The organism is Mesorhizobium sp. L-8-10 (genome assembly GCF_016756635.1).
Taxonomy (GTDB): domain Bacteria; phylum Pseudomonadota; class Alphaproteobacteria; order Rhizobiales; family Rhizobiaceae.
The window spans coordinates 1579342-1604010 of sequence record NZ_AP023263.1 but is presented as its reverse complement, the minus strand read 5'-3'; the positions used below and the strand labels follow the sequence as shown (position 1 = coordinate 1604010).

21 protein-coding genes are annotated in these 24669 nt (G+C 64.1%); 6 read left to right on the top strand and 15 right to left on the bottom strand.

Going from position 1 to position 24669, the window contains the following annotated elements:
• Window positions 1-85 precede the first annotated feature (85 nt).
• On the top strand, window positions 86-3544 hold the full coding sequence (gene pyc, locus JN280_RS07385; RefSeq protein WP_202311116.1) for a pyruvate carboxylase: 3459 nt from the start codon (window positions 86-88) through the stop codon (window positions 3542-3544).
• 216 nt (window positions 3545-3760) lie between these two features.
• Window positions 3761-4927, top strand: a complete 1167-nt coding sequence (locus tag JN280_RS07380; RefSeq protein ID WP_202311115.1) for an MFS transporter — start codon at window positions 3761-3763, stop codon at window positions 4925-4927.
• A 47-nt stretch (window positions 4928-4974) separates the two neighbouring features.
• On the opposite strand, the gene JN280_RS07375 is transcribed toward JN280_RS07380, so the two are convergent.
• The 7 genes from JN280_RS07375 to JN280_RS07345 all read right to left on the bottom strand — a co-directional run bounded on the left by JN280_RS07375 (window position 4975) and on the right by JN280_RS07345 (window position 11325).
• A complete protein-coding gene (locus tag JN280_RS07375) occupies window positions 4975-5814 on the bottom strand; it encodes a transporter substrate-binding domain-containing protein (protein ID WP_202311114.1) in 840 nt (279 codons plus the stop codon).
• A 30-nt stretch (window positions 5815-5844) separates the two neighbouring features.
• The gene (gene alr, locus JN280_RS07370) at window positions 5845-7014 is read right to left on the bottom strand and encodes an alanine racemase (protein WP_202311113.1); all 1170 of its coding nucleotides are present in this window, start codon (window positions 7012-7014) and stop codon (window positions 5845-5847) included.
• Window positions 7014-7769 carry an ABC transporter permease gene (locus JN280_RS07365; RefSeq protein ID WP_202311112.1) on the bottom strand — a complete coding sequence of 252 codons (756 nt, stop codon included), beginning with the start codon at window positions 7767-7769 and terminating at the stop codon, window positions 7014-7016. The genes alr and JN280_RS07365 overlap by 1 nt, the downstream gene beginning before the upstream one ends.
• Window positions 7770-7780: 11 nt before the next feature.
• On the bottom strand, window positions 7781-8458 hold the full coding sequence (locus JN280_RS07360; protein WP_202311111.1) for an ABC transporter permease: 678 nt from the start codon (window positions 8456-8458) through the stop codon (window positions 7781-7783).
• Window positions 8458-9267: an ABC transporter ATP-binding protein gene (locus JN280_RS07355; protein WP_274609069.1), complete on the bottom strand. Its 810-nt coding sequence runs from the start codon at window positions 9265-9267 to the stop codon at window positions 8458-8460. The genes JN280_RS07360 and JN280_RS07355 overlap by 1 nt, the downstream gene beginning before the upstream one ends.
• 89 nt (window positions 9268-9356) lie before the next feature.
• Window positions 9357-10262 (bottom strand): AraC family transcriptional regulator, encoded by a 906-nt coding sequence (locus tag JN280_RS07350; protein WP_202311110.1) that lies wholly within the window; start codon window positions 10260-10262, stop codon window positions 9357-9359.
• A 175-nt stretch (window positions 10263-10437) separates the two neighbouring features.
• The gene (locus tag JN280_RS07345) at window positions 10438-11325 is read right to left on the bottom strand and encodes a LysR family transcriptional regulator (RefSeq protein WP_202311108.1); all 888 of its coding nucleotides are present in this window, start codon (window positions 11323-11325) and stop codon (window positions 10438-10440) included.
• Window positions 11326-11431: 106 nt separating this feature from the next.
• Here JN280_RS07345 and JN280_RS07340 point away from each other — a divergent pair, with 106 nt between their 5' ends.
• Window positions 11432-12475 (top strand): NmrA family NAD(P)-binding protein, encoded by a 1044-nt coding sequence (locus tag JN280_RS07340; protein WP_202311105.1) that lies wholly within the window; start codon window positions 11432-11434, stop codon window positions 12473-12475.
• Here the strand turns inward: JN280_RS07340 and JN280_RS07335 are convergent.
• The 6 genes from JN280_RS07335 to JN280_RS07310 form a co-directional block, all read right to left on the bottom strand.
• Window positions 12403-12561 carry a DUF3309 family protein gene (locus JN280_RS07335; protein WP_202311103.1) on the bottom strand — a complete coding sequence of 53 codons (159 nt, stop codon included), beginning with the start codon at window positions 12559-12561 and terminating at the stop codon, window positions 12403-12405. The genes JN280_RS07340 and JN280_RS07335 overlap by 73 nt on opposite strands.
• A gap of 307 nt (window positions 12562-12868) precedes the next feature.
• Window positions 12869-16030 (bottom strand): efflux RND transporter permease subunit, encoded by a 3162-nt coding sequence (locus JN280_RS07330; protein ID WP_202311101.1) that lies wholly within the window; start codon window positions 16028-16030, stop codon window positions 12869-12871.
• Window positions 16031-16033: 3 nt separating this feature from the next.
• On the bottom strand, window positions 16034-17164 hold the full coding sequence (locus JN280_RS07325) for an efflux RND transporter periplasmic adaptor subunit (protein ID WP_202311099.1): 1131 nt from the start codon (window positions 17162-17164) through the stop codon (window positions 16034-16036).
• 191 nt (window positions 17165-17355) lie between these two features.
• The gene (locus tag JN280_RS07320; protein ID WP_244743070.1) at window positions 17356-17934 is read right to left on the bottom strand and encodes a hypothetical protein; all 579 of its coding nucleotides are present in this window, start codon (window positions 17932-17934) and stop codon (window positions 17356-17358) included.
• Window positions 17935-17948: 14 nt separating this feature from the next.
• Entirely contained in the window at window positions 17949-20225 is a 2277-nt protein-coding gene (locus JN280_RS07315; RefSeq protein ID WP_202311095.1) for a xanthine dehydrogenase family protein molybdopterin-binding subunit, read from the bottom strand.
• A 2-nt stretch (window positions 20226-20227) separates the two neighbouring features.
• Window positions 20228-20689 (bottom strand): (2Fe-2S)-binding protein, encoded by a 462-nt coding sequence (locus JN280_RS07310; protein WP_202311093.1) that lies wholly within the window; start codon window positions 20687-20689, stop codon window positions 20228-20230.
• 100 nt (window positions 20690-20789) lie between these two features.
• Between JN280_RS07310 and JN280_RS07305 the strand changes: the two genes are divergently transcribed.
• The 3 genes from JN280_RS07305 (at window position 20790) to JN280_RS40255 (ending at window position 22415) form a co-directional block, all read left to right on the top strand.
• Window positions 20790-21386: a TetR/AcrR family transcriptional regulator gene (locus JN280_RS07305; RefSeq protein ID WP_202311091.1), complete on the top strand. Its 597-nt coding sequence runs from the start codon at window positions 20790-20792 to the stop codon at window positions 21384-21386.
• 133 nt (window positions 21387-21519) lie between these two features.
• Window positions 21520-22212: a hypothetical protein gene (locus JN280_RS07300; protein ID WP_202311089.1), complete on the top strand. Its 693-nt coding sequence runs from the start codon at window positions 21520-21522 to the stop codon at window positions 22210-22212.
• Window positions 22209-22415, top strand: coding sequence for a PIN-like domain-containing protein (locus JN280_RS40255; protein WP_202311087.1), 207 nt, complete (start codon window positions 22209-22211; stop codon window positions 22413-22415). The genes JN280_RS07300 and JN280_RS40255 overlap by 4 nt, the downstream gene beginning before the upstream one ends.
• A gap of 113 nt (window positions 22416-22528) precedes the next feature.
• On the opposite strand, the gene JN280_RS07290 is transcribed toward JN280_RS40255, so the two are convergent.
• The gene (locus JN280_RS07290; RefSeq protein WP_202311085.1) at window positions 22529-23686 is read right to left on the bottom strand and encodes a patatin-like phospholipase family protein; all 1158 of its coding nucleotides are present in this window, start codon (window positions 23684-23686) and stop codon (window positions 22529-22531) included.
• Window positions 23683-24459, bottom strand: a complete 777-nt coding sequence (locus tag JN280_RS07285; RefSeq protein ID WP_202311083.1) for a 3-hydroxybutyrate dehydrogenase — start codon at window positions 24457-24459, stop codon at window positions 23683-23685. Before JN280_RS07285 ends, JN280_RS07290 begins: the two co-directional genes overlap by 4 nt.
• Window positions 24460-24669: the final 210 nt, after the last annotated feature.

Sequence of the window (24669 nt, the reverse complement as noted above, 5' to 3'; positions counted from 1 at the left end):
CCTGGCCTCTTCTCTTGCCGCGGGTCTTGTCGGAAAGCCGTGGGGCACTTTTCCGATACCTGCATTGGTACCTGGAGCCTTTTCCTTGCCGATCAGCAAAATCCTCGTCGCCAACCGTTCCGAGATCGCGATCCGCGTCTTCCGTGCCGCGAACGAACTCGGCATCAAGACCGTCGCCATCTGGGCAGAAGAGGACAAATATTCGCTGCATCGCTTCAAGGCCGACGAATCCTATCAGGTCGGCCGCGGCCCGCATCTTGCCCGCGATCTCGGCCCGATCGAGAGCTATCTCTCGATCGACGAGGTGATCCGGGTGGCCATGCTGTCGGGCGCGGACGCCATCCATCCCGGCTACGGCCTTCTCTCCGAAAGCCCTGAGTTCGCCGAGGCCTGTGCCGCCAGCGGCATCATCTTCATCGGCCCGAAGCCCGAGACCATGCGCCGGCTCGGCAACAAGGTGGCCGCGCGCAACCTGGCGATCGAGGTCGGCGTTCCGGTGGTGCCGGCGACCGACCCGCTCCCGGACGACATGAAGCTTGTGGCCGGGATGGCGGCCGGGATCGGCTATCCGGTGATGCTCAAGGCGTCCTGGGGCGGCGGCGGACGCGGCATGCGTGCCATCCGCGGCGAGGCCGACCTGGCGCGCGAGGTGACCGAGGCGAAGCGCGAGGCCAAGGCCGCCTTCGGCAAGGACGAGGTCTATCTGGAGAAACTGGTCGAACGGGCCCGCCATGTCGAGGTCCAGGTGCTGGGCGACACGCACGGCAACGCCGTGCATCTGTTCGAGCGCGACTGCTCGATCCAGCGCCGCAACCAGAAGGTCGTCGAGCGGGCCCCGGCGCCCTATCTCGACGATGCCAAGCGCGCCGAGCTTTGCGGCCATGCGTTGAAGATCGCGCGCGCCACCGACTATGTCGGCGCCGGGACGGTCGAGTTCCTGATGGATGCCGACACCGGCGAGTTCTATTTCATCGAGGTCAATCCGCGCATCCAGGTCGAGCATACCGTGACCGAGCAGGTGACCGGCATCGACATCGTCAAGGCGCAGATCCACATCCTCGACGGCTTCGCCATCGGCACGCCGGAATCGGGCGTGCCGGCGCAGCACGACATCCGCCTCAACGGTCACGCGCTGCAGTGCCGCATCACCACGGAAGACCCCGAGCAGAACTTCATTCCCGACTATGGCCGCATCACCGCCTATCGCGGTGCGACTGGTTTCGGCATAAGGCTCGACGGTGGCACCGCCTATTCCGGCGCGGTGATCACGCGCTATTACGATCCGCTGCTGGAGAAGGTGACGGCCTGGGCTCCGACCGCCGAAGAAGGCATCGCTCGCATGCATCGCGCACTGCGCGAATTCCGCATCCGCGGCGTGGCGACCAACCTCACCTTCCTCGAAGCGATCATCACGCACCCTGCCTTCCGCGACAATTCCTACACGACGAGGTTCATCGACTCGACACCGGAACTGTTCGCCCAGGTGAAGCGCCAGGACCGCGCCACGAAGCTGCTCAACTATCTGGCCGACGTCACCGTGAACGGCCATCCGGAGACGCGCGGAAGGCCCGCGCCGAACCCCGATGCCGCGGCTCCCGTCATCCCCTGGTACACCGCGCCGATCCCCGACGGCACGAAGCAGCGGCTGGACGCGCTGGGACCGGAGAAATTCGCCTCCTGGATGCGCGACCAACAGCAGGTGCTCGTGACCGACACCACGATGCGCGACGGTCACCAGTCGCTGCTCGCCACCCGCATGCGCACCTTCGACATTGCCCGCATCGCCGGCACCTATGCGCGCGCGCTGCCGCAGCTGCTCTCGCTGGAATGCTGGGGCGGCGCCACCTTCGACGTCGCCATGCGCTTCCTTACCGAGGACCCGTGGGAGCGGTTGGCGCGGATCCGCGAGGCGGCGCCCAACCTGTTGCTGCAGATGCTGCTGCGCGGCGCCAACGGTGTCGGCTACACCAACTATCCCGACAATGTGGTGGAGCATTTCGTCGCCCAGGCCGCCGCGGCCGGCGTCGATCTCTTCCGCGTCTTCGACTGCCTGAACTGGGTCGAGAACATGCGGGTGGCGATGGATGCCGTACGCGCCGAAGGCAAGCTGTGCGAGGCGGCGATCTGCTACACCGGCAACATCCTCGATCCGGCGCGCGCCAAATACGACCTCCGCTATTATGTCGAGCTGGCCGGAGAGCTCGAGAAGGCGGGGGCCAACATCATCGCGGTCAAGGACATGGCCGGTCTCCTCAAGCCGGCGGCCGCCCGCGTGCTGTTCAAGGCGCTTCGTGAAGCGACCGACCTGCCGATCCATTTCCACACGCACGACACGTCGGGCCTGTCGGCCGCCACCGTGCTGGCGGCGGTCGAGAGCGGCGTCGACGCCATCGACGCGGCCATGGACGCGCTGTCCGGCAACACCTCGCAACCCTGCCTGGGCTCGCTGGTCGAGGCGCTGAAGGGATCGGATCGCGATCCCGGCCTCGATCCCGAATGGATCCGCAAGATCTCCTTCTACTGGGAGGCGGTGCGCAACCAGTATGCCGCCTTCGAGAGCGACCTCAAGGGACCGGCCTCGGAAGTCTACCTTCACGAGATGCCGGGCGGACAGTTCACCAATCTCAAGGAGCAGGCGCGCTCCCTGGGACTTGAGACGCGCTGGCACGAGGTTGCGCAGGCCTATCACGATGTGAACCTGATGTTCGGCGACATCGTCAAGGTCACCCCCTCCTCCAAGGTCGTGGGCGACATGGCGCTGATGATGGTGAGCCAGGACCTGTCGGTCGCCGATGTCGAAAACCCTGCGCGGGACATCGCCTTCCCCGACTCCGTTGTCTCGATGCTGCGCGGCGATCTCGGCCAGTCGCCGGGAGGCTGGCCGGCGAAGCTGCAGAAGAAGGTGCTGAAGGGCGAAAAGCCGATCACCGCCAGGCCCGGATCGCTGCTGAAACCAGCCGACCTCCCAAAGGCGCGCAGGGAGATCGAAGGAAAGCTTGGCAGGTCGCTTTCCGAGTTCGAATTCGCTTCCTGGCTGATGTATCCGAAGGTCTTCACCGATTTCACCGGCGCACAGGAAACCTACGGCCCGGTCAGCGTGTTGCCGACCCCGGTCTATTTCTACGGCATGAAGCCCGAGGATGAGATCTTCGTCGACATCGAGCGCGGCAAGACGCTGGTCATCCGCTGCCTGGCGGTCGGCGACGTCGACGAGAAGGGCATGGTCACGGTCTTCTTCGAACTGAACGGCCAGCCCCGCCGCGTGAAGGTGCCCGACCGGGCGCATGGCGGCTCCTCCGCCAAGATCAGGCGCAAGGCGGAAGCGGGCAATGAGGCACATATCGGCGCTCCGATGCCCGGCGTGGTGTCGACGCTGGCCGTCGTCGCCGGACAGGCGGTGAAGGCGGGCGACGTGCTGCTGTCGATCGAGGCCATGAAGATGGAGACGGCGCTCCATGCCGAGCGCGACGGCACGATCGCCGAGGTCCTGGTGCGTGCCGGCGACCAGATCGACGCCAAGGACCTGCTGGTGGTTTACGGGTAGCGGACGGAGAACAGGTCTTTCTCCTGCCGCATTTCCGGCGGATCGCACCGGCGCTGCTTTCCCCTCGCGGATCCCATGTCCGCGTGGGAAAGCTGCGAGCCGATCCAAGACCATGGACATGAATCACCGGCTCCGTGGCCCAATGGCACGCCTGCCGGTCGCCTTGACTGAACGCTAAACCGATTTAGTCTCGCCGCCCGCAACCGGGATATCCTCATGGACGCTTCGATCAGACTTGCTTCGGCCGTGCGCGGCCGGTGGGCCGTCGCGGCGATGTTCTTCGTGAACGGATTCGTCACGGGCAGCTGGGCCCCGCAGATTCCAGTGTTCCTGACGCGGCTCCAGATCAGCGAATTCACGCTGGGGTTGCTGATCCTGCTGTTCGGACTGGGCGCGCTGATCGCCATGCCCGTTTCCGGCTACCTGATGTCTCGTCACGGCTCGGGCAACGTGACGCTGGGTTTCGGCTGCGTCGTCGTCGTCGCGCTGCTCCTTGTCGTGCTGGCCCCGAACGTGCCCGTGGCCGCCCTCGCCATGCTCGTTTTCGGCGGCTCGATCGGCGCAATGGACGTCGCCATGAACGCCAACGCGGTGGCCGTGGAGAAGAAGCTCTCCCGGGCCGTCATGTCGTCCTCTCACGGTTTCTGGAGCCTCGGCGGCTTCGCCGGCGGCGGACTTGGCGGTTTCGCCATCCAGAGCTACGGGTCCCTGCCCCACGCGGCGGTCGTCAGCCTGATCGCGGCCGCCATCCTCGCGGTCGCTGCCCGCCATGTCGTCACCGAGGACAAGCCGGTCGCCCACGAGCATCACAAATTCGCGCTGCCGAAGACCGCGACGGTCTATCTGGTCGGCCTGATGGCGCTGTTCAGCATGGTGCCGGAGGGCGCGGTACTCGACTGGGCCGCGCTTTACATGAAGCAGGAACTCGGAACCGACCTCGCCACGGCCGGCCTCGCCTATGCGTTCTTCTCCGGCGCCATGGCGCTGATGCGATTTGCCGGCGACGGCGTGCGCAACCGTTTCGGCGCGGTCAACACGCTGCGCATATCGAGCCTGGTCGCGGCATCAGGCATGTTGGTGGGCGCTTTGTCGCCCTGGCCCGCGCTGGCGATCGCCGCCTTCGCGGTTTGCGGCCTCGGCATCGCCAATGTCGTGCCGATCATCTTCTCCGCCGGCGGCAACCAGCCGGGCATGGCCTCGAGCGTCGGCATGAGCGTGGTGACCACAATGGGCTATTCGGGCATCCTGCTCGCGCCCTCGGCGATCGGTTTCGCCGCCGAACACGCCGGCGGCTTCTCGCCCGTCTTCATCACGCTGTCGGGCCTGCTGATCGTGGTCTGCCTGATGGGCCGGCTCGTGCACGCGGCGGATTTCAGGCGTTAGAATCAACCAAGGCACCCTATCTGCGTCTCCCGGGAGAACGGTACGAATTACTTCGCCGCTAGATCGGCCCCGAACCACTTCAGGCTGAGCTTGCTGAGTGTTCCGTCGGCGTTGGCCGATTTGATGGCGTCGTTGAATCGCTCGGCCAGATCCGTATCCTGCTTGCGCAAGCCGATTCCGACTCCAGGACCGAACAGGCCGCCGGATATCATGGGACCGTACAAAGCGGTGGTCGCTCCGTCCTTGGAGTCGAGGAACGCCTTCCAGACCGAATAGTCCGCCAGTCCGCCGTCGATGCGGCCCAACACCAAGTCGAGGTTCAGGTTGTCTTGGGTGTCATAGCTACGAACATCGACGGAATCGTCGAAATACTGGCGGACGAACGCCTCGGCGTTGGTCGAGCGCTGCACGCCGATCGTACGCCCCTTCAAGTTGGACTTCAGCGACGTCAGGATCTGTTTGGCTGCGGCGTCGTCGGAAGAGAGATCGACCTTGGCGTTCGTGTCCATCGCAGGGACGCCAAGCGTCTTGCTGACGACAAAGTAGTTGGAGGTCAGCGCATAGGGTTGGGAAAACGCGATCACCTGCTTGCGCTTTTCGGTGATCGACATGCCAGCCATGATGGCATCGTACTTCCCGACATTGAGTGCTGGAATGATGCCGTCCCAATTCTGAGCGACGAAGTCGCACGTCAGGTCCGCGCGCCGGCAAAGCTCGAGGCCGACATCGACATCGAAGCCAATGGCTTTTCCTGAGCTATCGACAGCGTTCCAGGGAGGAAATGCACCCTCGGTCGCGATCTTGATGGTTTTGCTGTCGGCTGCATGCACCGGACCGCAGACAAAGGCTGCGAGCAAGAGTGACATCGCTGCTCTGAACGCATTCATTTCGAGTTCCCTTATGTTTGCTTTGAAATTTCAGACGTAGACACGCCGGATATGGTCCCGGAGCTGGGCATAGAGACCGACGACGTCGGTGCCCCATTGGGCGGCGACCTCTTCCTGCGTAATCGTTTGGTTCCCTTGCTGTCCAAGCAGGAGCACCTGGTCGCCGAACCGCGCATCAGGAACGTCCGTCAGATCGATGCGCAGGTGTTCGAGATGTGCGGGAGGAAGCAGGCGCGCACGCCGTCCCCTCACCAATGCTTCCGCCTGGTCTGGAACCTGACGCGGAAATCCGTCCCCCCATCCCATGCCCAGCACGCCGATGGTCATGCTCGGCCGAAAACCCGGTATGTCAGGTGTCGGGCCGAGGGAAGCATCGATCCGCTTGACGGAAACGAGGCATGTCGAAATGGCCTTGAGCGCCGGCCGTAGGATGACGGGCCGTATGGGTCGATCCGTCTCGGGGAGACCGACAAACAAGGCTCCGGGATCGACGGCATCGAAATCCATCCCGGGATAGCGAAGCACACCTTCAGTGCTCGACATCATGGCGATGGGCGGACGGGTGCCGGCCGCCTCGGCTTCCTGTAGAATCCGCTGCAGGCGAGCGAATTGCTCGCCCGCGGAAGGCTTCGATGTGGGCAACTCGCTCAAATGGGCGTAGAGGCCCTGCACTTCGACGTTGTCACAGGCGTGCGCGGCCGAGAGAAGTCGACCGATCTCCTGCGGCGTAGCCCCGGCCCTGAAGAACCCGAGATCCGCCTTGACGAAAATGCGGGTGATGCTCATGGCCGCACGCCATCGCTCCAGTTCGTCGAGATTGGAGACGGTGATGGTGAGTCCGAGTGACTCGATTGTTTTCGCCGATGTCGGGAGAGGACCGGGATAGAGCAGAACCGGCAGGTCGATACCCGTTTCCCTGATGGTCATGGCGTCCGGCAACGAGGCGACAGCAAAGCCGTCGGCTCCCTCCGCCGCCAAGGCGCAGGCGACAGGCCCCGCTCCGCAGCCATATCCATTGCGCTTCAAGCAGGCGAAAATCTTCACCGTTCCGGGCAGATGCGCGCGCAGTTCACGATAGTTGTGCCGGATCGCGCCGAGGTCGATCTCGTACCAGGTCCCGCGGTCGACAGTCGAAGACGGGAACGCTGCGCTTTGCGGGCCGGGAGCCGATCGCTGCGACGAGGAACAGTCGGTTTGCATCAGGATGCCTGGTGAGGCACGAGGGATTGTCTGCTGCTGTCGATTGGCCCGGCACCAGGCTCTTCGAGAGGCGCGCGCCTTTGGTGACGTGTTGCAAGCCGCTCGAGATGGCGAGAAATGCGCACGATGACGAAGGTAAGGGCGAGATAGATCAGCGCCGCGCAAATGAAGACCTCGTAGGGAGAGAAGGTCTGTGAGACGACCTTGCGGGCCGTGCCGGTGAGTTCCATCAGCGTGATCGTGCTGGCAAGCGAGCTTGCCTTCAGCATGAGCACCACTTCATTCGTATAGGCCGGCAGGGTGATGCGGAGCGCTGCGGGCAGGACGATGCGGCGTGTTCTGAGGCCATAGGACATGCCCAGGGCCTTGGCCGCTTCGATTTCACCTACCGGGACCGCGCGAATTCCGCCACGCAAGATCTCGACGGTGTAGGCAGCGTTGTTCAACGAGAGGGCGATCAGCGCGCACCAATAGGGTTCTCGCAGCAGCACCCAAGCGTGGCTTGTCCGGATCCAGCCGATCTGCCCTACGCCGTAGTAGATGAGAAAGAGCTGAACGAGCAGCGGTGTTCCACGGAATACGAAGGTGTAAAGAAGAATCGGGCGAGACAGAAACGATGAAGTCGATGCTCGCAGCAATGCGAGCGGCAGGGCGATAACAAAGCCGAGTATCAGCGCCAGAACCGTCAATTGCGCCGTGAGGACTGCCCCTTTCAGGAGCGTCGGGAAGACTTCGAGAACCAGTGTCCAGTTCATCGCAATCTCCGTCAATTGGCGAAACGAATGCCGCGGCTGACGCGACGTTCCAGCATTGTCAGGCCGAGCAGGGAGACTGACGTGAAAAGAAGGTAGAGGGCGGCGGCCGTTCCATAGAATGTCAGCGGGTCATGTGTGGAGCCTGCCGCCATGCTCGCCTTGCGCATCAGGTCGTCGAGACCAACCACGGACACCAGGGCGGTGTCCTTGAGGAGAACCAGCCAGAGGTTGCCGAGACCTGGAAGCGCATAGCGCCACATCTGTGGAAGGATCACGAGGCGCCACACCAGCCTTTTAGGCAGGCCGAGAGCATAGGCGGCTTCGATCTGCCCGGGAGGCACTGCGGTGATCGCCCCTCTGCAGACCTCCGAGGCGTAGGCGCCGAAGACGACGGTCAGCGCAAAAACACCGGCCGAAAAAGCATCGATCTCGATGTAGCGGCCGAACAGAGCCGTGAGCGCGACGGTGCCGCCAAAATACAGAATAAGGATGACAAGCAGTTCGGGAACGCCGCGAACAATGGTGGTGCAGCCATTGGCAAACCAATTCAGGGCACGTGATTTGGCAAGCTTCGCCATGGCCCCACATAGGCCCAAGATAGTCCCTGTCGCCAAACTCAAGGTTGCCACCTGAAGGGTCGTCACCGCTCCCTTCACAATTTGTTCGCCGAAACCCTGGAGCTCGATCATCACCGAACTCCCAAGTGACGAGCCGACAGGAATTGGCGGAGCCGAGGCGAAGAAGGGTTCGTAAAGACGTGTTCCGGCGGCCCCTCTTCTTCAATTTCGCCTTGGTGGAGGAAAAGAATGCGATTGGACACCTGCCGGGCAAAGCCGAGTTCGTGGGTGACAATCAGCATCGTGCGCCCCTCGTCGGCGAGCGAGCGGATGACCTTCAGAACCTCTCCGACCAATTCGGGATCGAGCGCGGAGGTCGGCTCATCAAACAGGAGAATCTCGGGCTCCATGGCAAGAGCACGCGCGATGGCGACCCGCTGTTGCTGTCCGCCTGAAAGGTGGGCGGGATATTCTTGGCGCTTCGCGGCGAGCCCAACCCGCGACAACAGCTCTTCCGCCCGCTCGATAGCGTCCTGTCTTCGCAGGCCAAGAACATGAATCGGGGCCTCGATGATGTTCTCGGTAACGGTCTTATGGGACCAGAGATTAAACCCCTGGAACACCATTCCGAGTTTGACACGGAGCGTATTGATCTGACGTCGGCCGGCGAGACCGGGATGGATTCTCACATGCTCACCGTTGATCCAGATCTCGCCCTCGTCGGGCTCGTCCAGAAAATTGAGACAGCGCAACAACGTGCTTTTGCCGGAGCCGCTGCTGCCGAGGATAGAGATCACGTCGCCACGATAGGCGATCAGAGAAACGCCTTTGATGACCTCGAAATGACCGAAACGCTTTTTCAGATTGTGGAGACGCAACGCCTCGACACGTCCGGATGGGCGCACATGAACGCTTCCCGCAATGGACATTGCTTCAACCATCGACCCCTCGATATTTCCGCCGAGGGTGCCGCGAATTGCCGGACTACACTTGCACCGGATTGACGGACTTGTAGGCGATGATCAGAAAATCATTGGCTGGGCGCTATGCGCCAGGAACCGCGATAGCGAACCGGCGTAGTGCCGACTTCCCGGCGGAAAGCATTGGACAAATGGCTTGAGCTTGAAAAACCGCACGTTAATGCGATCTCGGTTACCGACATCGAGGAATGCCTCAAATGCTCCTTCACCTTCTCCAGCCGACGCCGATAAATGTAGGCGTGCGGCGGGCATCCGAGGGACTGCTTGAAAGCGCGGCAGAAATGGGGAACGCTCAAGCCGGCCACATCGGCGAGCAACGAAAGAGACATGTCCGATGCCATGTCCGCGTCGATTTTCTCGATGACACGGTTCAATACTGCTGGCGACAGGCCGCCTTTGGACGAGCGCGGGACGTAGCTCAGGCGGCGCAAAAGCTGTGCGAAAATGGTTGTTGCATAACTCTCCACGAGCAATGTACTCATCGGGTTACGCTCACCAATCTCGGCTCCGATGCCGCGTGCGGCGTTCATGATGATCGGATCCTCGAAGCCGAGATCGGGCGAAAGACGCGCCATGTTTTCGGAGGGAACCCGACCGGCGAGGCATTCCACGAAGGCTTGTGCGACGGATATCGAAAGATAGGCCGCGGTCGAGGCCCCGACTTCCCACCCCTTCCATGTGCATCCCGCCGGAACGAAGAGCACCGCACCCGGTTGTCGCCTGACGAAGCTGGCACGCCGGCCATGGACAAAATACTCTCCGCTCTCGGAATTGCCTTGCAGATTGAGAAGGATGAGGTGGCTCTCCGAGGAGAAAGCCGTTTCTTCTTTCTTCAATCCCGTGCGCCGCACCAGATCGGCGCGAATTCCGCCCCAGGATTTTTCCTTATGAATCAGGGTAAGGCAGTCGCCGTGCTTGAAGACCTGTCGCAGCCCGGATTTTTCTACGGCAGGCAACAAACTCCGTTCCTTTCCTGGCACGCTGTGAGCGTAGGGACACACTGATCCTCTGCGGATTCCAGCAGAGAGAACGGTGGCGTTGAGTCACTAATTTTCCCAACTCCATAGCATCTGGACAGCTCATTGCGCCACTTCCGCGATGGCTGTGGACAGGTGCCGAACGCCCCCCAGACTATCCAGCCGCATAGTGTTTCAATGCCTCGAACAGGAAATCGGCGACGCGTCGGATGCGCGGGCTGGTGCGCACGTCGCGATGCATGGCGAGCCACATCGGCAGATCCGGCAGCGGTAGATCCGGCAGCACGATCTCGACCAGCGGCTCGGCCGCGGCGAGCGACCGCTGCGCGAAACCGATGCCGTTGCCCGCCTTGACCGCCTCCCAGAGCACGATCTGGTTGTCGGTCCGCAAGCGGAAGGCGTGCCGGTCGATCGTGACGCCGAGACGTCCGAACTCCCGGATGATATCGTCGGCGCGATCATATCCGATGAGATCGTGGGAGAGGAGGTCGTCGGCCCGTTCCGGCCGCCCCCGGCGCGCGATGTAGGATCTCGCGGCGCAAGCCGTCAGCGGCAGATCGGCGATCTTGCGGGCGACAAGTTCGCTCTGGGTCGGCTTCACCATGCGCACGGCGATATCTGCATCGCGGCGCAGGAGATTCTCGACCTGGTTGGAGGCGACGAGCTCCACTTCGATCTCCGGCTCCTCGACCGCCAGCCGCGCGAGCATCGGCGGCAGCACATAGGCCGCGACGATCTCGCTCGCCGCGATGCGCACCGTGCCCGCAACGGCTTCCGTCGTGCCCAGCGCCAGCCGGGAAAAGGCCGCGGCCCGAGCTCCGACCTCGCGCCCGCGCTCCAGAAGCGCCGCGCCGCTCTCTGTGAGCTCATAGCCGCCGCGGCCGCGCCGGAACAGCACCACGCCAAGCGCTGCCTCCAGCTCTGCGACATGGCGCCCGAGCGTCGGCTGGCTCGTGGACAGTCTGCGCGCCGCCGCCGACAGGCTGCCGGCTTCGGCGACAGCGACAAAGCTCCTGATGAGGTTCCAGTCGAGGTCGGTCACGGGTCTATTCAATCTTGAATATCGTCGCGTCAATCATATGGAATTTCCATTCATTCGCAATTGGCCGATGCTGGCTCCGTCGAAAACACCGTGATGGAGACGAGACATGGAAACCGTTGTCGTTCTGGGCGCTGCTGGCCGGGTCGGCGATGCGGCCGCGCGTGCCTTCACCGCCGACGGCTGGCGTGTGAAGGGAGTGGCTCGCAACGCCAAGACATCGGCGCTCGCGCCGGGCGTCGAACCCCTCCGGGCCGACGCCTCCGACAGGGCCTCCCTGATCGAGGCCTGCAGCGGCGCCGACGTGATCGTCAACGCGCTCAACCCGCTCTACACGGAGTGGACCGAGAAGGTCATGCCCATGGCCGAGAATGTGATTGCCGCGGCAAAGGCCGTGGGCGCGACCCATATGCTGCCAGGCAACGTCTACAATTTCGGCTACGACATATCCGTCGGCACGACCGAGGAAGCGCCCGAGATCGCCTCGACCGAGAAGGCCGAAATCCGCATCGCCATGGAGGCCCTGTTCCGCAGGGAAGCCGAACAGAACGGGGTGCGCACGCTCGTCCTCCGGGCGGGCGACTTCTACGGCGGCACGAAACCGCAAAGCTGGCTCGACCTCATCATCTTGGCGCGGCTCGGGAAGAACATCTTCACCTGGGGCGGCCCGATGGACATTCCCCATGCCTTCGCCTATCTGCCCGACCTCGGCCGCGCCTTCGTCGCGCTCGCCGGCAAGCGTCGGGAGTTGGGCACATTCGAGCGCTTCCACTTTGCCGGCCACACGCTGTCGGGCAACGAGATGAAGGCGGCGACGGAGGCCGCCGTCGGCCGGCGCCTGAGGTCAGCCACCGTGCCGTGGATCGCCTTGCGCGCGGCCGGTCTCTTCAGCCCGATGATGCGCGAGGTGGTCAGAATGTCTTATCTCTGGCGCACCCCGCATTCGCTCGACGGCGGCAAGCTTCAGCGGCTGGTCGGAGATCTGACCGTCACGGACCCTGTCGACGCGCTGCGCCAGGCGATCGCTGACCTCGATCTGGACCATGCCGCCGCATGGCGGCGTGAGAGCCGGCATTCGGTTCAGATACGCCCCATCAGGACGAGGATCAGCAATACGACGAGCACGACGCCAAGGATGCCCGAGGGGCCGTAGCCCCAGCCGCGCGAGTAGGGCCATGCCGGAAAAGCACCGAGCAGGAGAAGGATCAGGATGATGATCAGAAGTGTCGTGAGCGTCATGGAAATCCCCTGAAAGGTTTCGCATTGGACGAGCAATGCCCAAGCCCACGCTTTGTTCCGCTATCGTTCCGAGAATTTCGAGGAAGGTGCAGCTATAGCGAGACAGCCATCAGCCGGCCTCGCAACAGGGCGGGAAGCTGAGCCGGCAGGCGACATCTTCTCGATGGCCGCCCCTCGGCGGTCTAGGGCGGCGTCATTGCCGCACGTCGCCCTTTCCTTTTTGCTGCTGTTGTGGTGGAGGTGGCCACCCAGGCTTCGAAGAGCGGCTCGATAATCGGTCGCCGCGCCGGTCGTGCTGGGGCCTCTTTTACTCCGCAGCCTTCGGGAACGCTTCCGCCGGGGCACCGGGCTCCGCTGCTGCCGGCGCGGTCTCCTTGGCTTGCTTGCCGCGACGGAACAGCCGGCCCCACCAGCTCCTTTCGCCCTTGCGGTGCTTTTCACGGGTGAACACCATCAGCATCGCCGGGGTCACCACCAGCGTCAGCAGCGTCGCGAAGGACAGGCCGAACACGATCGCCGATGAGAGCGAGATCCACCATTGCGTCGACGGCGCATTGATCGTGGTCTCGTGATGGAAGATCTCCAGGCCGAGGCCAAAAGCGATCGGCAGCACGCCGAGGATAGCCGACAGCGCGGTCAGCACGACCGGTCGCGCACGCTCGCGGCAGGTCTGCAGCACGGCGTCGAGCTTGCCCCAGCCTTCCTCGCGCAGCCTGTCATAGGTGTCGATCAGCACGATGTTGTTGTTCACCACGACGCCGGCCAGCGCGATGACGCCGATACCGGACATCACCACGCCGAAGGGCTGCCCGGTGATCAGCAGGCCCAGGAAAACGCCGATCGTGGACATGACCACGCAGGACAGCACCAGCCACACGCTGGTGAACTTGTTGAACTGCGCGAGCAGCACGATGAAGATCAGGAAGATCGCCGCGCCGAAGGCTTTCGACAGGAAGTCCTGGGCAGCTTTGCTCTCCTCGTCTTCGCCGGCGAGCTTCCAGCGGATGGCGCCGAGATCCTGCTTGGCCATCATCTCGTTGACCTGGGCCTGCACCGCCGCCGGCTGGAAGCCGCTGGCGATGTTGGCCTGCACCACGATGGTCCGCTGGCCGTCGATGCGGTTGAGGACGCCGACGCGGGGCTCCGGCTTGCGATTGACGAAATTCGAGATCGGAACGGACCCCTCAGCGGTCTCGACGCGCAGCTGGTCGAGCGTCGCCAGCGTGCGGCGGTCCTCGGGCAGGCGCAGCCTGATGTCGACGGCGTCGTCGGCGCCGGCGGGCCTGTAGTCGGAGAGCTTCAGCCCGGTCGTGACGAGCTGCACCACGCTGCCGACCGCGAACGGGCTGATGCCGTATTGGGCGGCCTTGCCGCGGTCGACCTCCAGCGCCCAGTCGATGCCGGGCGGCGGCAGGCCGTCGGCGATGTCGATGACGCCCGGAATCGCGGCGAGCTGCGCGGCGACCTCCTTGGCCTTCTCGTTCAGGCCTTCGGGATCGGCCGCGGAAAGGCGGACCTGGATGGCCTTGCCGGTCGGCGGCCCGGCTTCGGGCACCAGCACCTCGATATCGACCCCCGGGATGCCGGCCATGGCCACACGAAGCTCGTCGAGCACCTCATGGGCGGGCTTGCGCTGGCGCCAGTCGATGAACTCGTACTGGATGACGCCGACCACATCCTCGGCAACGTTGTTGGCGCTGCCAGTTGCCTTGCCGGCGCGGGTGTAGACCGATTTCACGCCTGGCCAGCCGAGGATCCGCTCCTCGGCGAGCCCGGTCGCAAGGTCCATCTCGGCCAGCGAAAGATTGCCGCGGGCATGGACATAGAGCAGGCCGTATTCCGGCTCCACATTGGGGAAGAATTCGAGGCCGGCACCGTATTTGGAATAGGCGACCTGCACGCCGACCAGCAGGCCGACAGTGAGCAGCAGCACGGTCTTGGGGAAACGGACGGCGGCCTTGACGGTGGCCATGTACCAGCCGTCGCGATGCTCGGGCTCGGGATGCGCCTTGCCGAAGATCGCACCCAGCGTCGGGGTGAAGACAAGGGCGTAGAGCATCGATGCCGACAGCGTCACGATCAGCGTGATCGGCATGTATTTCATGAACTCGCCGACGATGCCCGGCCAGAACAGCAGCGGCGAGAAGGCGGCCACGCGCGTCATGGTCGCCGCGATCACCGGGCCGGCCATGCGATTTGCGGCAAGCGCATAGGCTTCCTTCCTGTCCATGCCCTCCGACATGCGCCTTTCGGCGAACTCAGTGACGATGATGGCATCGTCCACCAGCATGCCGACCGCGAGGATCAGGCTGAACAGCACCACGATGTTCACCGTGAAGCCGGCCATGGACAGCATCAATATGCCGAGCAGGAAGGAAGTCGGGATGGCGAGCCCGATCAGCATCGAGGCCCGGCCCGACAGCGAATAGAGGATGACGATGAAAACCAGGATGACCGCGATCATCACATGGTTCTGCAGGTCGCCGAGCAGTTGGCGGATGGTCGTCGACTTGTCCTGGCTGTAGGATACGACGGTACCCTCGGGAAGCCGCTTGGCGAACTCGCCCGCGGCGGCCTTCACGGCGTCGACCGTCTCGACCAGATTGGCGCCGGTGCGCTTCTTCACCTCGATAGCAATGGCCGGCTTGCCGTCGAGCCGGGTGACCGTCTCGGCATCTTTGTAGGTCGCGCGGATGGTGGAGATGTCGCGCGCGCGCACGACCGCACTGGGCGTGGCCACGACGGGCAGGTTGGCGACGTCTTCCGGCGTCTCGATCAGCGACGGCACCTTGACCGCGTAGCGCCCTTCGGAGCCTTCGATGTTGCCTGCGGCGACCAGGCTGTTGCCGGCGACGACGCCCTGGATGAGCTGGTCGAGCCTCAAGCCGTAGGACGACAGCCTCACCGGATCGATGATGACCTCGACGAGATCGTCGCGGGCGCCCTGCAGGTCTGCCTCCAGCACGCCCGGCACTTCCTCGATGCGGTCGCGCAGTTCGCGCGCTGCGGCCGTCAACGCACGCTCGGGCACGTTGCCGGCCAGCGTCACAACCAGCACCGGAAACTCCGACAGATTGACCTCGTTTACGGTCGGTTCGTCAGCGTCCTGGGGCAGGTCGCGCTTGGCATCCTGGACCTTGGCGCGCACATCCTCCAGTGCCGTCGAGAGATCGGCGCCGGCATTGAACTCGACCAGCACGAAGCCGCCGCCCTGATAGGCCGACGAGCGCATTTCCTTGACGTTGGAAAGGCTCTTCATGCGCGTCTCGACGGGCCGCAGCAAAAGCCGCTCGGAATCTTCCGGCGAGATGCCCTGGTAGGTCAGGCTGACATAGATGATCGGAATCTGGATGTCCGGCTCTGCTTCCTTGGGGATCGACTGATACGCGAGCGCACCGGCGATCAGGAAGAACACCATGATCGAAAGCGTGAGGCGAGCGTTCCGGATTGCGAGGCGGACGATATCCATGGGCTAGAGTGCCCCGCCGCTGACGTCGCCCACCAGCCGCTTGATCGTGTCCGGATCAGCCACGACGGGGTTCACGATGTCGCCCTCCGTGACCAGATCCTGACCGGCGACGATGATACGCGCATCGGCCGGAATGCCGCCGAGCACCAGCCCCTTGGGCGTGTCGTCGATCAGGTCGATCGGATAAAAGGCGACCTTGTTGTCCTTGCCGACCGCCCGGATGCCGAGGTCGCCGGCAGCGCTCAGCGTCACCACGGAACGCGGCAGCGCCACTGCATCGACGGGCTCGGAGCGCAGGATGACCTCCGCTGTCATGCCCGCCGGTATGGCCTTGTCGGGATTGGGGATCGCCACCTCGACGCGGAAGGTGCGTGTGGCGGCCGACGCGTCGCGGCTGATGTAGCGCAGTGTGCCTTTGACGGTCTCGCCATTGACCAGCCGAACCTCGGCTTCCTCGCCCTTGCGCAGGAACTGCAGGTCGCGCTCGCTCACCTCGCCGACGCCGATGACCGGGTCGAGGCTGATGATGGTGGCAACCTCGGTGCCCTGCATGATCATGGCGCCCCGCTCGACGTCGACGCGGTCGACCAGCCCGTCGAATGGCGCGCGAACCTCGTTGCGGGCGAGATCGGCGACCATGGCTTCAAGCTGCGACTTGGCCGTGGCGAGCTGGGAGCGCGCGAGCTCGAGCTGCAGCTTCGGCGTGCTGCCGGCCTTGTGGAGCCGCTCGGCGGCTTCCCATTCGGCCTGGCGCTGACCGAGCACGGCCTTGGCCATGTCGACGGCGGCTGCCTTTTCCTCGTCGGCAAGACGCAGGATCAGGTCGCCGGCCTTGACGCGGTCGCCCTGCCTGACCGGCAGTTCGTCGATGATGCCGCCGCTGCGCACGGCGAGCGCCGCGCGTTGATCGGCTTCGGTCTGTCCGGAAATACGGATCGCGCGGGCGTGCCGGAGCCGTGGCGGCGTCACGACTGCGACCGTGCGGGCGGGTGCCTTGGCTTCCTCCGCCGCCGGTTTCGCGCCGGCCTCGGACTGGGCGCTGCCCACTGACGAGAATTCACCCGTGGCAATCCAGGTGGCGAAACCGATCGTCACGGCCAGGGCCGCAAACTTGTGGTACCTGATTCTCGACATGCGTCGCTTTCCGTTGGCGGTCGCGGCCCGACCACTCCATCCTCCGAGCGCGACGCTCGATATGGGATCGCGCCCGGTCGAATTCAATTATCTGATGCCCGCATTCCCGCGGAGCGTGCGTCTTCTACAGCAAAGTCAACCTGCAAAATAGTCGGAAAAGCACTTCGCCCCACGACTGCCCCAGAACGACATCAGCCGCCGGGACAAGGCGCTCCCGCCGCGCTCCAGTTACGGATCGCTTCGTAGGTTTCCTGCGCCGAGCCCGGCGCCACCTCACGACCGGGCCCAGGCGCCCAGCCCCAGGCGACGAGCTTGTCGTCCCGGACATGCGTCGCGACCTCTTCCAGCGTGCGGCCGCCATTGCGCTCGGGATCCTTGATCTGGGCGCAGATCTCGGCCGACGACTTCTGCCACCAGACCATCTCAGCAGGCGCGAGATGCCACCCCTCGACACCGGGCGGTCCATGCAACGCGCTGGAATTGCTGTCGAAATGGCATGTCGTGCAACGCTGCCCGGCATTGCCGAAGCCGGAACCGTCGGCGCCGCGCCCGACATTGAAGCCGTGATGTCGCGCAACCGGAAACTCCGGCCCGGACCAGCGCGGATGCTCATCTTCAACATGGCAGTTGGCGCAACGCGGATGCGAGAAGACCGCATGGATCTTCTCCCATTCCCCGAGGCCTCGGGCAGGATCGGCTACAGTTGCCGGCGCTTCCTGCCCGCTCGCGCCTGCGGCGAGCGTGACCAGCATGGCAGCAGATGTCAGCAATCTGCCGCCCCCTGTCATGCGAAGCCGACTTCCTTGTTGAGCGGCAGCCGGCGGATGCGCTTGCCGGTGAGCGCGAAGACGGCATTTGCCAGCGCCGGGGCCGCCGGCGGCGTGCCGACCTCGCCGACGCCGCCCATCCGGTGATAGTTCTCCAGGATCGCGACTTCGAAAGTCGGGCATTGGAAGATGCGCATGGCGTCGAAGTCGTGGAAGTTCGACTGCTCGACCATGCCGTCGGCGAAGGTGATCTCCTGGCCGACCGCGGCCGACAGGCCGAAGACCGCCCCTGACGTGAGCTGCGCCTCGATGATGCCGGGATCGATGGCGGTGCCGACATCTGCGGCGATCCACACCTTCTCGATCCGGATGCCCTCAGGCGTGTCGGCGACCTGGACGATCTCGCCAACCCAGCTTCCGAAGGAGAGGGTAAAGGCGAAACCCCTGGCCTTGCCGGCTGGCAGCGCCTCGCCCCATTTCGACATCTCGGCAACCTTGTCGACCACCTTCACCGCGGCCGGGTAATCGGCCATCAGCTTGCGGCGCATCTCGACAGGATCGATTTTGCCTGATGCGGCGATCTCGTCCATGAAGCTTTCATGGAAAAAGCCGTTGTAGGAGTTGCCGACGGAACGCCAGAAGCCGACCGGCACCGAGACGGCGGCGGGGATCGCGGTGACCCTATAGTTGGGGACCGTATAGGGCTGATCGTGCGATCCTTCCGTGATCGTCTTGTCCGGCCCCGCGGCGGGAAGCGACGGGAAGGTGCGGCGCAGCGTGCTGGCAATCGTCGAGGGCGAGGCAATCCTCATATCGATCGCAACGGGCAATCCATCCTCGCCGAGCCGCGCCTGGAACCGTCCGGCTGCAGCCGGTCGATAGACGTCATGGCGGATGTCCTCCTCGCGGGTCCAGACCACCTTGACGGGGCGGCCCGCGGCCTCCCTGGCGAGCAGCGTGGCGAACATCGAATAGTCCATCTCGCCGCGTCGGCCGAAACCGCCGCCCAGATAGGTCGTATGGACGTTCGTCTTGTCCTGTGTGACGCCGGCGAGGCCGGCGCAGAGCTGGCGCGTGATGGTCGGCATCTGGTTCGGCGACCATATGTCGAGCACGCCGTCCTTCAGCCGCGCCGTGGCGTTCATCGGCTCCATGCAGGCGTGGGCAAGATAGGGGACCGCGTAATCCGCCTCGACGATCCTTTCGCGGGGCGCGTCGGCGAAGGCGGTGTCGACGTCACCATCGTCGCGCAGCACCGAACCGCCGCCGGCGGCGAGCGCATCCTGCAGTGCCTTTTCGATGGCTGCGCTGTCGGGCGGATATTCGGCGGCGCCCCATTCGACCTCGATCGCCTCGGCCGCCTTGAAGGCGGCCCAACTGTTCTCGGCGATCACACCGAAGCCCGAGCCGTAGGTGGTGTCGATGGGCACGATCTTGACGACGCCAGGCATCTTCTCGGCCTTGGACAGGTCGGCCTTGACCGGCCTGGCCCAGAAACGCGGGCTCATCTTCACCGTGCCATAGAGCATTTCGGGCAGGTCGACGTCGACGCCGAAGATCGGCGCCCCAGTCACCTTGGCCAGCATGTCCTGGCGCATCTGCGGCTTGCCGAGCAGCTTCCATTCGGCCTTATGACGCAGCGTGACCGTCGAAGGCGGGGAGGCGGCCCCGGCTGCGACCGCGACCTCGCCATAGGTGACCGACCTTCCCGTCGCCGGATGGCTGATCACTCCCTTGGACGTCTCGAGATCGACCGCCGGGACACCGAGCCTGTCGGCCGCGGCGGCGACCAGCATGAGCCGCGCGGCAGCACCCGCCTGCCGCATCTTGTCGAAACCGTCGCGCATCGAGGCCGAGCCACCGGTGCCCTGGAAGCCGAGGATCTTGCCAACCGCGCCCATCACATCGCGCATCGTCTCGGCGGCGATGCCCTCCTCGTAGAAGGCGAAGGGGCCGCCCTCGGCCAGCATTTCGGAATTGTAATAGGCCCATGAGGCCGGGCCGTGCTCGACCCTGACCTGGGCGAGATCGACGTCGAGTTCCTCCGCGACGAGAGCCGCGAGCGACGTCGAGATGCCCTGCCCCATCTCCGCCCGCGGCGCGACGACGGTGATGGTGTTGTCGTCGGCGATCTTCACATAGGGATTGAAGGTCGCCTCGCCGTCGGCGAGTTCGCCTTCGAGGGGGTTCGGATAGGGCCTGCGATAATAGTAATAGCCGACCGCCACGCCGCCGGCGATCGCGGCGGCCCCGATCAGGAAAGTACGGCGAGCGATTGTTCCAAGGCTTGCCATGGTTAGGCCCTCGCGAGTTTGAGGGCGGCCGCTTTCTTGATGGCCGCCCGGATGCGCGGATAGGTGCCGCAGCGGCAGAGATTGCCGCCCATCGCATTGTCGATGTCGGCGTCCGTGGGGTTGTCGATTTCGTCGAGCAGCGCCACCGCGCTCATAATCTGGCCGGCCTGGCAATAGCCACATTGCGCGACCTGGTCTTCCAGCCAGGCCTGCTGGACCGGATGCAGCTTGCCGTCGGCGGCCAGGCCTTCGATCGTCGTGATCTCGCCCTCGACCGCGCCGACCGGCAGCGAGCAGGAGCGTATCGGCGTGCCGTCGACCAGCACTGTGCAGGCGCCGCAGGCGGCGATGCCGCAGCCGAACTTGGGACCCTTGATGTTGGCCAGATCGCGCAGCGCCCAAAGGAGCGGCATGTCGGGATCGGCCTCGATGTCGATGTCCTTCCCGTTTACGGTCAGGCGCATGGGGATACCCTCCGTTGTCGTCCATGGCGCTGGCTTATGCAGCTAGGACATCTTGACAAATTCCGTCATTTTGTCAAGAGAGAGAGGAGGAACATCAGACATGACGCCGGAAGCCGAATTCACCGCAGATCCCAAACGCGCCCGCATCATAGAGGGCGCGATGCGGATGTTTCTTGCCTACGGCTTCGCGCGGACCACGATGGACGACATTGCCCGCGCGGCGGAGGTATCCCGGCCGGCGCTCTATCTCCTGTTCAAGAACAAGTCGGATATCTATCGGGCGATCGCGACGATGCTGTTCGACCAGTCGATCGCGACCGCGCAGGCCGAACTTGCCGTGGAGGCTCCTTTCGGCGAGCGTGTCGTGGCGGCGATCGACAAGTCGCTGATCGGCATGATGCAGCCCTTCGCCCAGTCGCCGCATGGCGCCGAGATCCTCGATATGAAGAACAGCCTCGCCGGCGAGCTGATGGGCGCCTGGAGGGAGAGGCTGGTCGGCCTGCTCGCCGAGGCAACCGCCGCGGAGGCCGCGCGCACCGGAACCGATCTCGCAGCGCGAGGGCTTTCGGCGCAGACCCTCGCCGAACTGCTGCTCGACGGGCTGGAAGGCATGAAGATGCGCACCAGCGACCCCGACGAGCAACGGCAAGCGGCGCGCGGGCTGGTCACCGTGATCGAACTGGCTCTGCGGGCCTGACGCCCGCGGTGGAATCTGACTGGCCCCGCCGGTGAAGAACTCTCCGGCTCTTGCCTCTTGCTCTCTCCCGCAATCCCGATTGACACCGGCAATGGTCGATGACTCTATGCCCGTGGAACGGGAGATTTCTCTCATGAGTGACGAACTGATCGGCATGGGAGTCTACACGCCATCGGAGGCCGGCCGGCTGTTGCACATCCCGGCTGCAAGGATCACGCGTTGGCTTCGTGGTCATAGGATCGGGGAGCAGGCGTACGAGCCTCTTTGGCGACCTGAAGTCACGCTCGACGACCGTGTGTTCCTCGGCTTCCGGGACCTCATGGAAGTGCGCGTTGTCGACGCCTTCATCCGAGCAGGCGTGCCTGCGCTTCGCCTACGTATGGCAATCCAACTGGCGCGCGACATTCTGGGCAACGATCATCCGCTCTCCACGAACCACTTTCGGACCGACGGACGGGAGATATTTCTCAGGGTCATTGAGACCGACCCGGACGGAAGTGAACGCGAGCGTCTGCTAAACCTCTTCAGGCGGCAGTATGAATTCAACGATATCATCAATCCCATCCTGAAGACGGTAGACTTCGATGATCACGGTGCGCCCTTTCTGTGGTGGCCTGGCGGCCGTCGCCTGAATGTAGTGGTGGATCCGGCTCGCTCCTTTGGTCAACCGATCGACGCAGCGTCGAGCGTCCCGACCGCCGTCCTGGCAGCCGCCGCAAAAACAGAAGGTGTTCAGGGAGCAGCCACGGCGTTCGAGGTCTCCGAAGCCTCAGTGCGTAGGGCCATCGAGTTCGAAGCATCGATGGAACAGAAGCTGGCTGCGTGAACGTCCTTTTCGACAACTGCACGTCACCGGTACTCGCAACGACCCTGCATGGCTTCATCCAGCATTTTGGCCACGCCGCTTACCACATCAAGGACGTACCGGGGCTGTCGAACGGACGCCACTCTGCCGATCTGGAATGGAAACGCCTCTTCATCAAGTCGCAGCGACGATCGTGTGGCGATGGCCGGATATTTCTCAGGTAATTCGCCTCGTCGCCGCGCCGTCAATGCATGAAGTTCCCATCGGCAGGCAGACGAAGCTGCGGCAGCTATCCGTCTGAGTGGTGGGCGGTCGAAACAGGGTACCAAGTCCCGGTTCACGCCTGCCGGACGGCAGCCGGCTTTCTCCTCCGCGCGAGGAATTCCCGGACCCGGTGTCCCGGTGCGGTGCTCGGTCTCGGCGTCATACCCGGCACCAGCATATCGGAAAGATCGAGCGTCGGTTCTTTTCCGACCTTGTCGAAATGCTCTTCCAGCCAGTCATCTGCGGCCGAGCGGCCGAGGTCGCGCAGATATTCAAGAAACGCCCACTCCGCATTCACCTTGGACGAAGCGCTGAGATCCTTGAACGCCTCGTCGGCGTCGATGCGATGCATGCGGATGTCGCGATAGTCGTCGTGGCCGATCTTTCCGCTGCGGATCAGTTCCTTGACGAAGGCGATGGCGCGGAACTCGCGCAGCAGCCCCGCATTGAAGGTGATTTCGTCGACCCGGTTCTGGATCTCGTTGACGGTCTTGGGCACACCCTCGCGGAAAACAGGATTGATCTGGATCAGCAGCACATCCTCGACCGCGCTGGCGTAGAAGAACGGATAAAGCGCCGGATTGCCGCCATAGCCGCCGTCCCAATAAGGGGCGCCGTCGATGCGGACCGCCTGGAAGATCTGCGGCAGGCAGGCCGAAGCCATGACCACGTCCGCGTTGATTTCTCCTGTCTCGAAGACCCGCAACTGGCCGGTCTCGACATTGGTGGCCGACAGGAACAGCTTGATGTCATGGCAGCCGCGGACATTGTCGAAGTCGATCTCGGTCTCGACGACATCGCGTAGCGGATTGACGTTGAAGGGATTGGCCGCATAGGGCGAGAACAGCCGCGACATCGCATCGAACCAGAAATAGCCCGGCGTGTTCTCGACCGACCAGTTGCCCCACAACACGTCCCACGGCGTGCGCTGGACGGGGCTGAACCGGCCTGTCCGGCCGACCGCGCGCCAGAAGTCGTCGAGCTTGCGCCGGGCGCCGTCGCGGCCGCCGCGAACCAGCCCGTCGGCGAGCGCCACCGCGTTCATCGCGCCGGCGCTGGTGCCTGAGATCGCCCTGAAATCCAGGCGCCCGTCCTCGAGCAGGCGGTCGAGCACCCCCCACGAAAAGGCGCCGTGCGAGCCGCCGCCTTGCAACGCAATGTTGATCGGCTTGCGCGACGCCGCTTCGACGACATCGGCCGGCCACGAGTCCTTGGCGGGGGCTATCGTCATTCCGCGGTCCAACCGCCGTCGACCGAGATATGGGTGCCGTTGATCTGGGCGGCGTCCTCCGAGCAGAGGAACGACACCGTCGCAGCGATCTGCTCGACCGTCACGAACTCCTTGGTCGGCTGCTTCTCGAGCATCACCTCGCGGATCACCGTCTCGCGATCCATGTCGTGCGCCTTCATCTGGTCGGGGATCTGCGCTTCGACCAGCGGGGTGAGCACATAGCCGGGGCATACCGCGTTGCAGGTGATCCCGTCGCGCGCGATCTCGAGCGCCACCGTCTTGGTGAAGCCCATGATGCCGTGCTTGGCCGAGACATAAGCCGATTTGAAGGGCGAGGCGACCAGCCCGTGGGCCGAGGCGATGTTGACGATCCGGCCCCAGCCGGCGGCCTTCATCAACGGGATCGCGGCCGCCGTCGTATGGAAGGCCGAAGAGAGGTTGATGGCGATGATGGCGTCCCATTTCTCGACCGGAAACGCCTCAACCGGCGCGACATGCTGGATGCCGGCATTGTTGACCAGGATGTCGGCCGTCCCGAAACGTTCGGCCGCCGCGGCGATCAGGGCGCGGCATTCCGCCGGCTTCGACATGTCGGCCTTGATATAGGCGGCGCGCGCACCATGCCTGGCAGCGATCGACTCGGCGGCGGCGTGATCCTCGGCCGTATCGGAGAAGGAGTTGACGACCACGTTGCAGCCTTGTGCCGCCAGCCTGTGGGCGATGGCGAGGCCGATGCCGGAGGTCGAGCCTGTGATGATTGCTGTCCTGGTCATCGGGTATCCTTTCAATTCCCTGGATATTGCGTTGCAGCATAGATACTGCATTGCAGCAGAATTGCGAACCCGGTCTGACGATCGCGCTTGCGCAGTCGAGCAAAAGTGACACGCCGGCAGGCCTGATCGAGCCTGACGGCGTCGATTGGGGACTTCCGATCGGCGAGCGGCCCTACAGCGTGTTGCGTGAAAACGGATTCACGCTCGCTG

Excerpts from the sequence above, each read along its gene's own strand:
- JN280_RS07380 (WP_202311115.1), top strand. The coding sequence starts at position 3,761 with ATGGACGCTTCGATCAGACTTGCTTCGGCCGTGCGCGGCCGGTGGGCC.
- JN280_RS07375 (WP_202311114.1), bottom strand. The coding sequence starts at position 5,814 with ATGAATGCGTTCAGAGCAGCGATGTCACTCTTGCTCGCAGCCTTTGTC.
- alr (WP_202311113.1), bottom strand. The coding sequence starts at position 7,014 with ATGCAAACCGACTGTTCCTCGTCGCAGCGATCGGCTCCCGGCCCGCAA.
- JN280_RS07365 (WP_202311112.1), bottom strand. The coding sequence starts at position 7,769 with ATGAACTGGACACTGGTTCTCGAAGTCTTCCCGACGCTCCTGAAAGGG.
- JN280_RS07360 (WP_202311111.1), bottom strand. The coding sequence starts at position 8,458 with ATGATCGAGCTCCAGGGTTTCGGCGAACAAATTGTGAAGGGAGCGGTG.
- JN280_RS07355 (WP_274609069.1), bottom strand. The coding sequence starts at position 9,267 with ATGGTTGAAGCAATGTCCATTGCGGGAAGCGTTCATGTGCGCCCATCC.
- JN280_RS07340 (WP_202311105.1), top strand. The coding sequence starts at position 11,432 with ATGGAAACCGTTGTCGTTCTGGGCGCTGCTGGCCGGGTCGGCGATGCG.
- JN280_RS07335 (WP_202311103.1), bottom strand. The coding sequence starts at position 12,561 with ATGACGCTCACGACACTTCTGATCATCATCCTGATCCTTCTCCTGCTC.
- JN280_RS07330 (WP_202311101.1), bottom strand. The coding sequence starts at position 16,030 with ATGGATATCGTCCGCCTCGCAATCCGGAACGCTCGCCTCACGCTTTCG.
- JN280_RS07325 (WP_202311099.1), bottom strand. The coding sequence starts at position 17,164 with ATGTCGAGAATCAGGTACCACAAGTTTGCGGCCCTGGCCGTGACGATC.
- JN280_RS07315 (WP_202311095.1), bottom strand. The coding sequence starts at position 20,225 with ATGGCAAGCCTTGGAACAATCGCTCGCCGTACTTTCCTGATCGGGGCC.
- JN280_RS07310 (WP_202311093.1), bottom strand. The coding sequence starts at position 20,689 with ATGCGCCTGACCGTAAACGGGAAGGACATCGACATCGAGGCCGATCCC.
- JN280_RS07305 (WP_202311091.1), top strand. The coding sequence starts at position 20,790 with ATGACGCCGGAAGCCGAATTCACCGCAGATCCCAAACGCGCCCGCATC.
- JN280_RS07300 (WP_202311089.1), top strand. The coding sequence starts at position 21,520 with ATGAGTGACGAACTGATCGGCATGGGAGTCTACACGCCATCGGAGGCC.
- JN280_RS07290 (WP_202311085.1), bottom strand. The coding sequence starts at position 23,686 with ATGACGATAGCCCCCGCCAAGGACTCGTGGCCGGCCGATGTCGTCGAA.
- JN280_RS07285 (WP_202311083.1), bottom strand. The coding sequence starts at position 24,459 with ATGACCAGGACAGCAATCATCACAGGCTCGACCTCCGGCATCGGCCTC.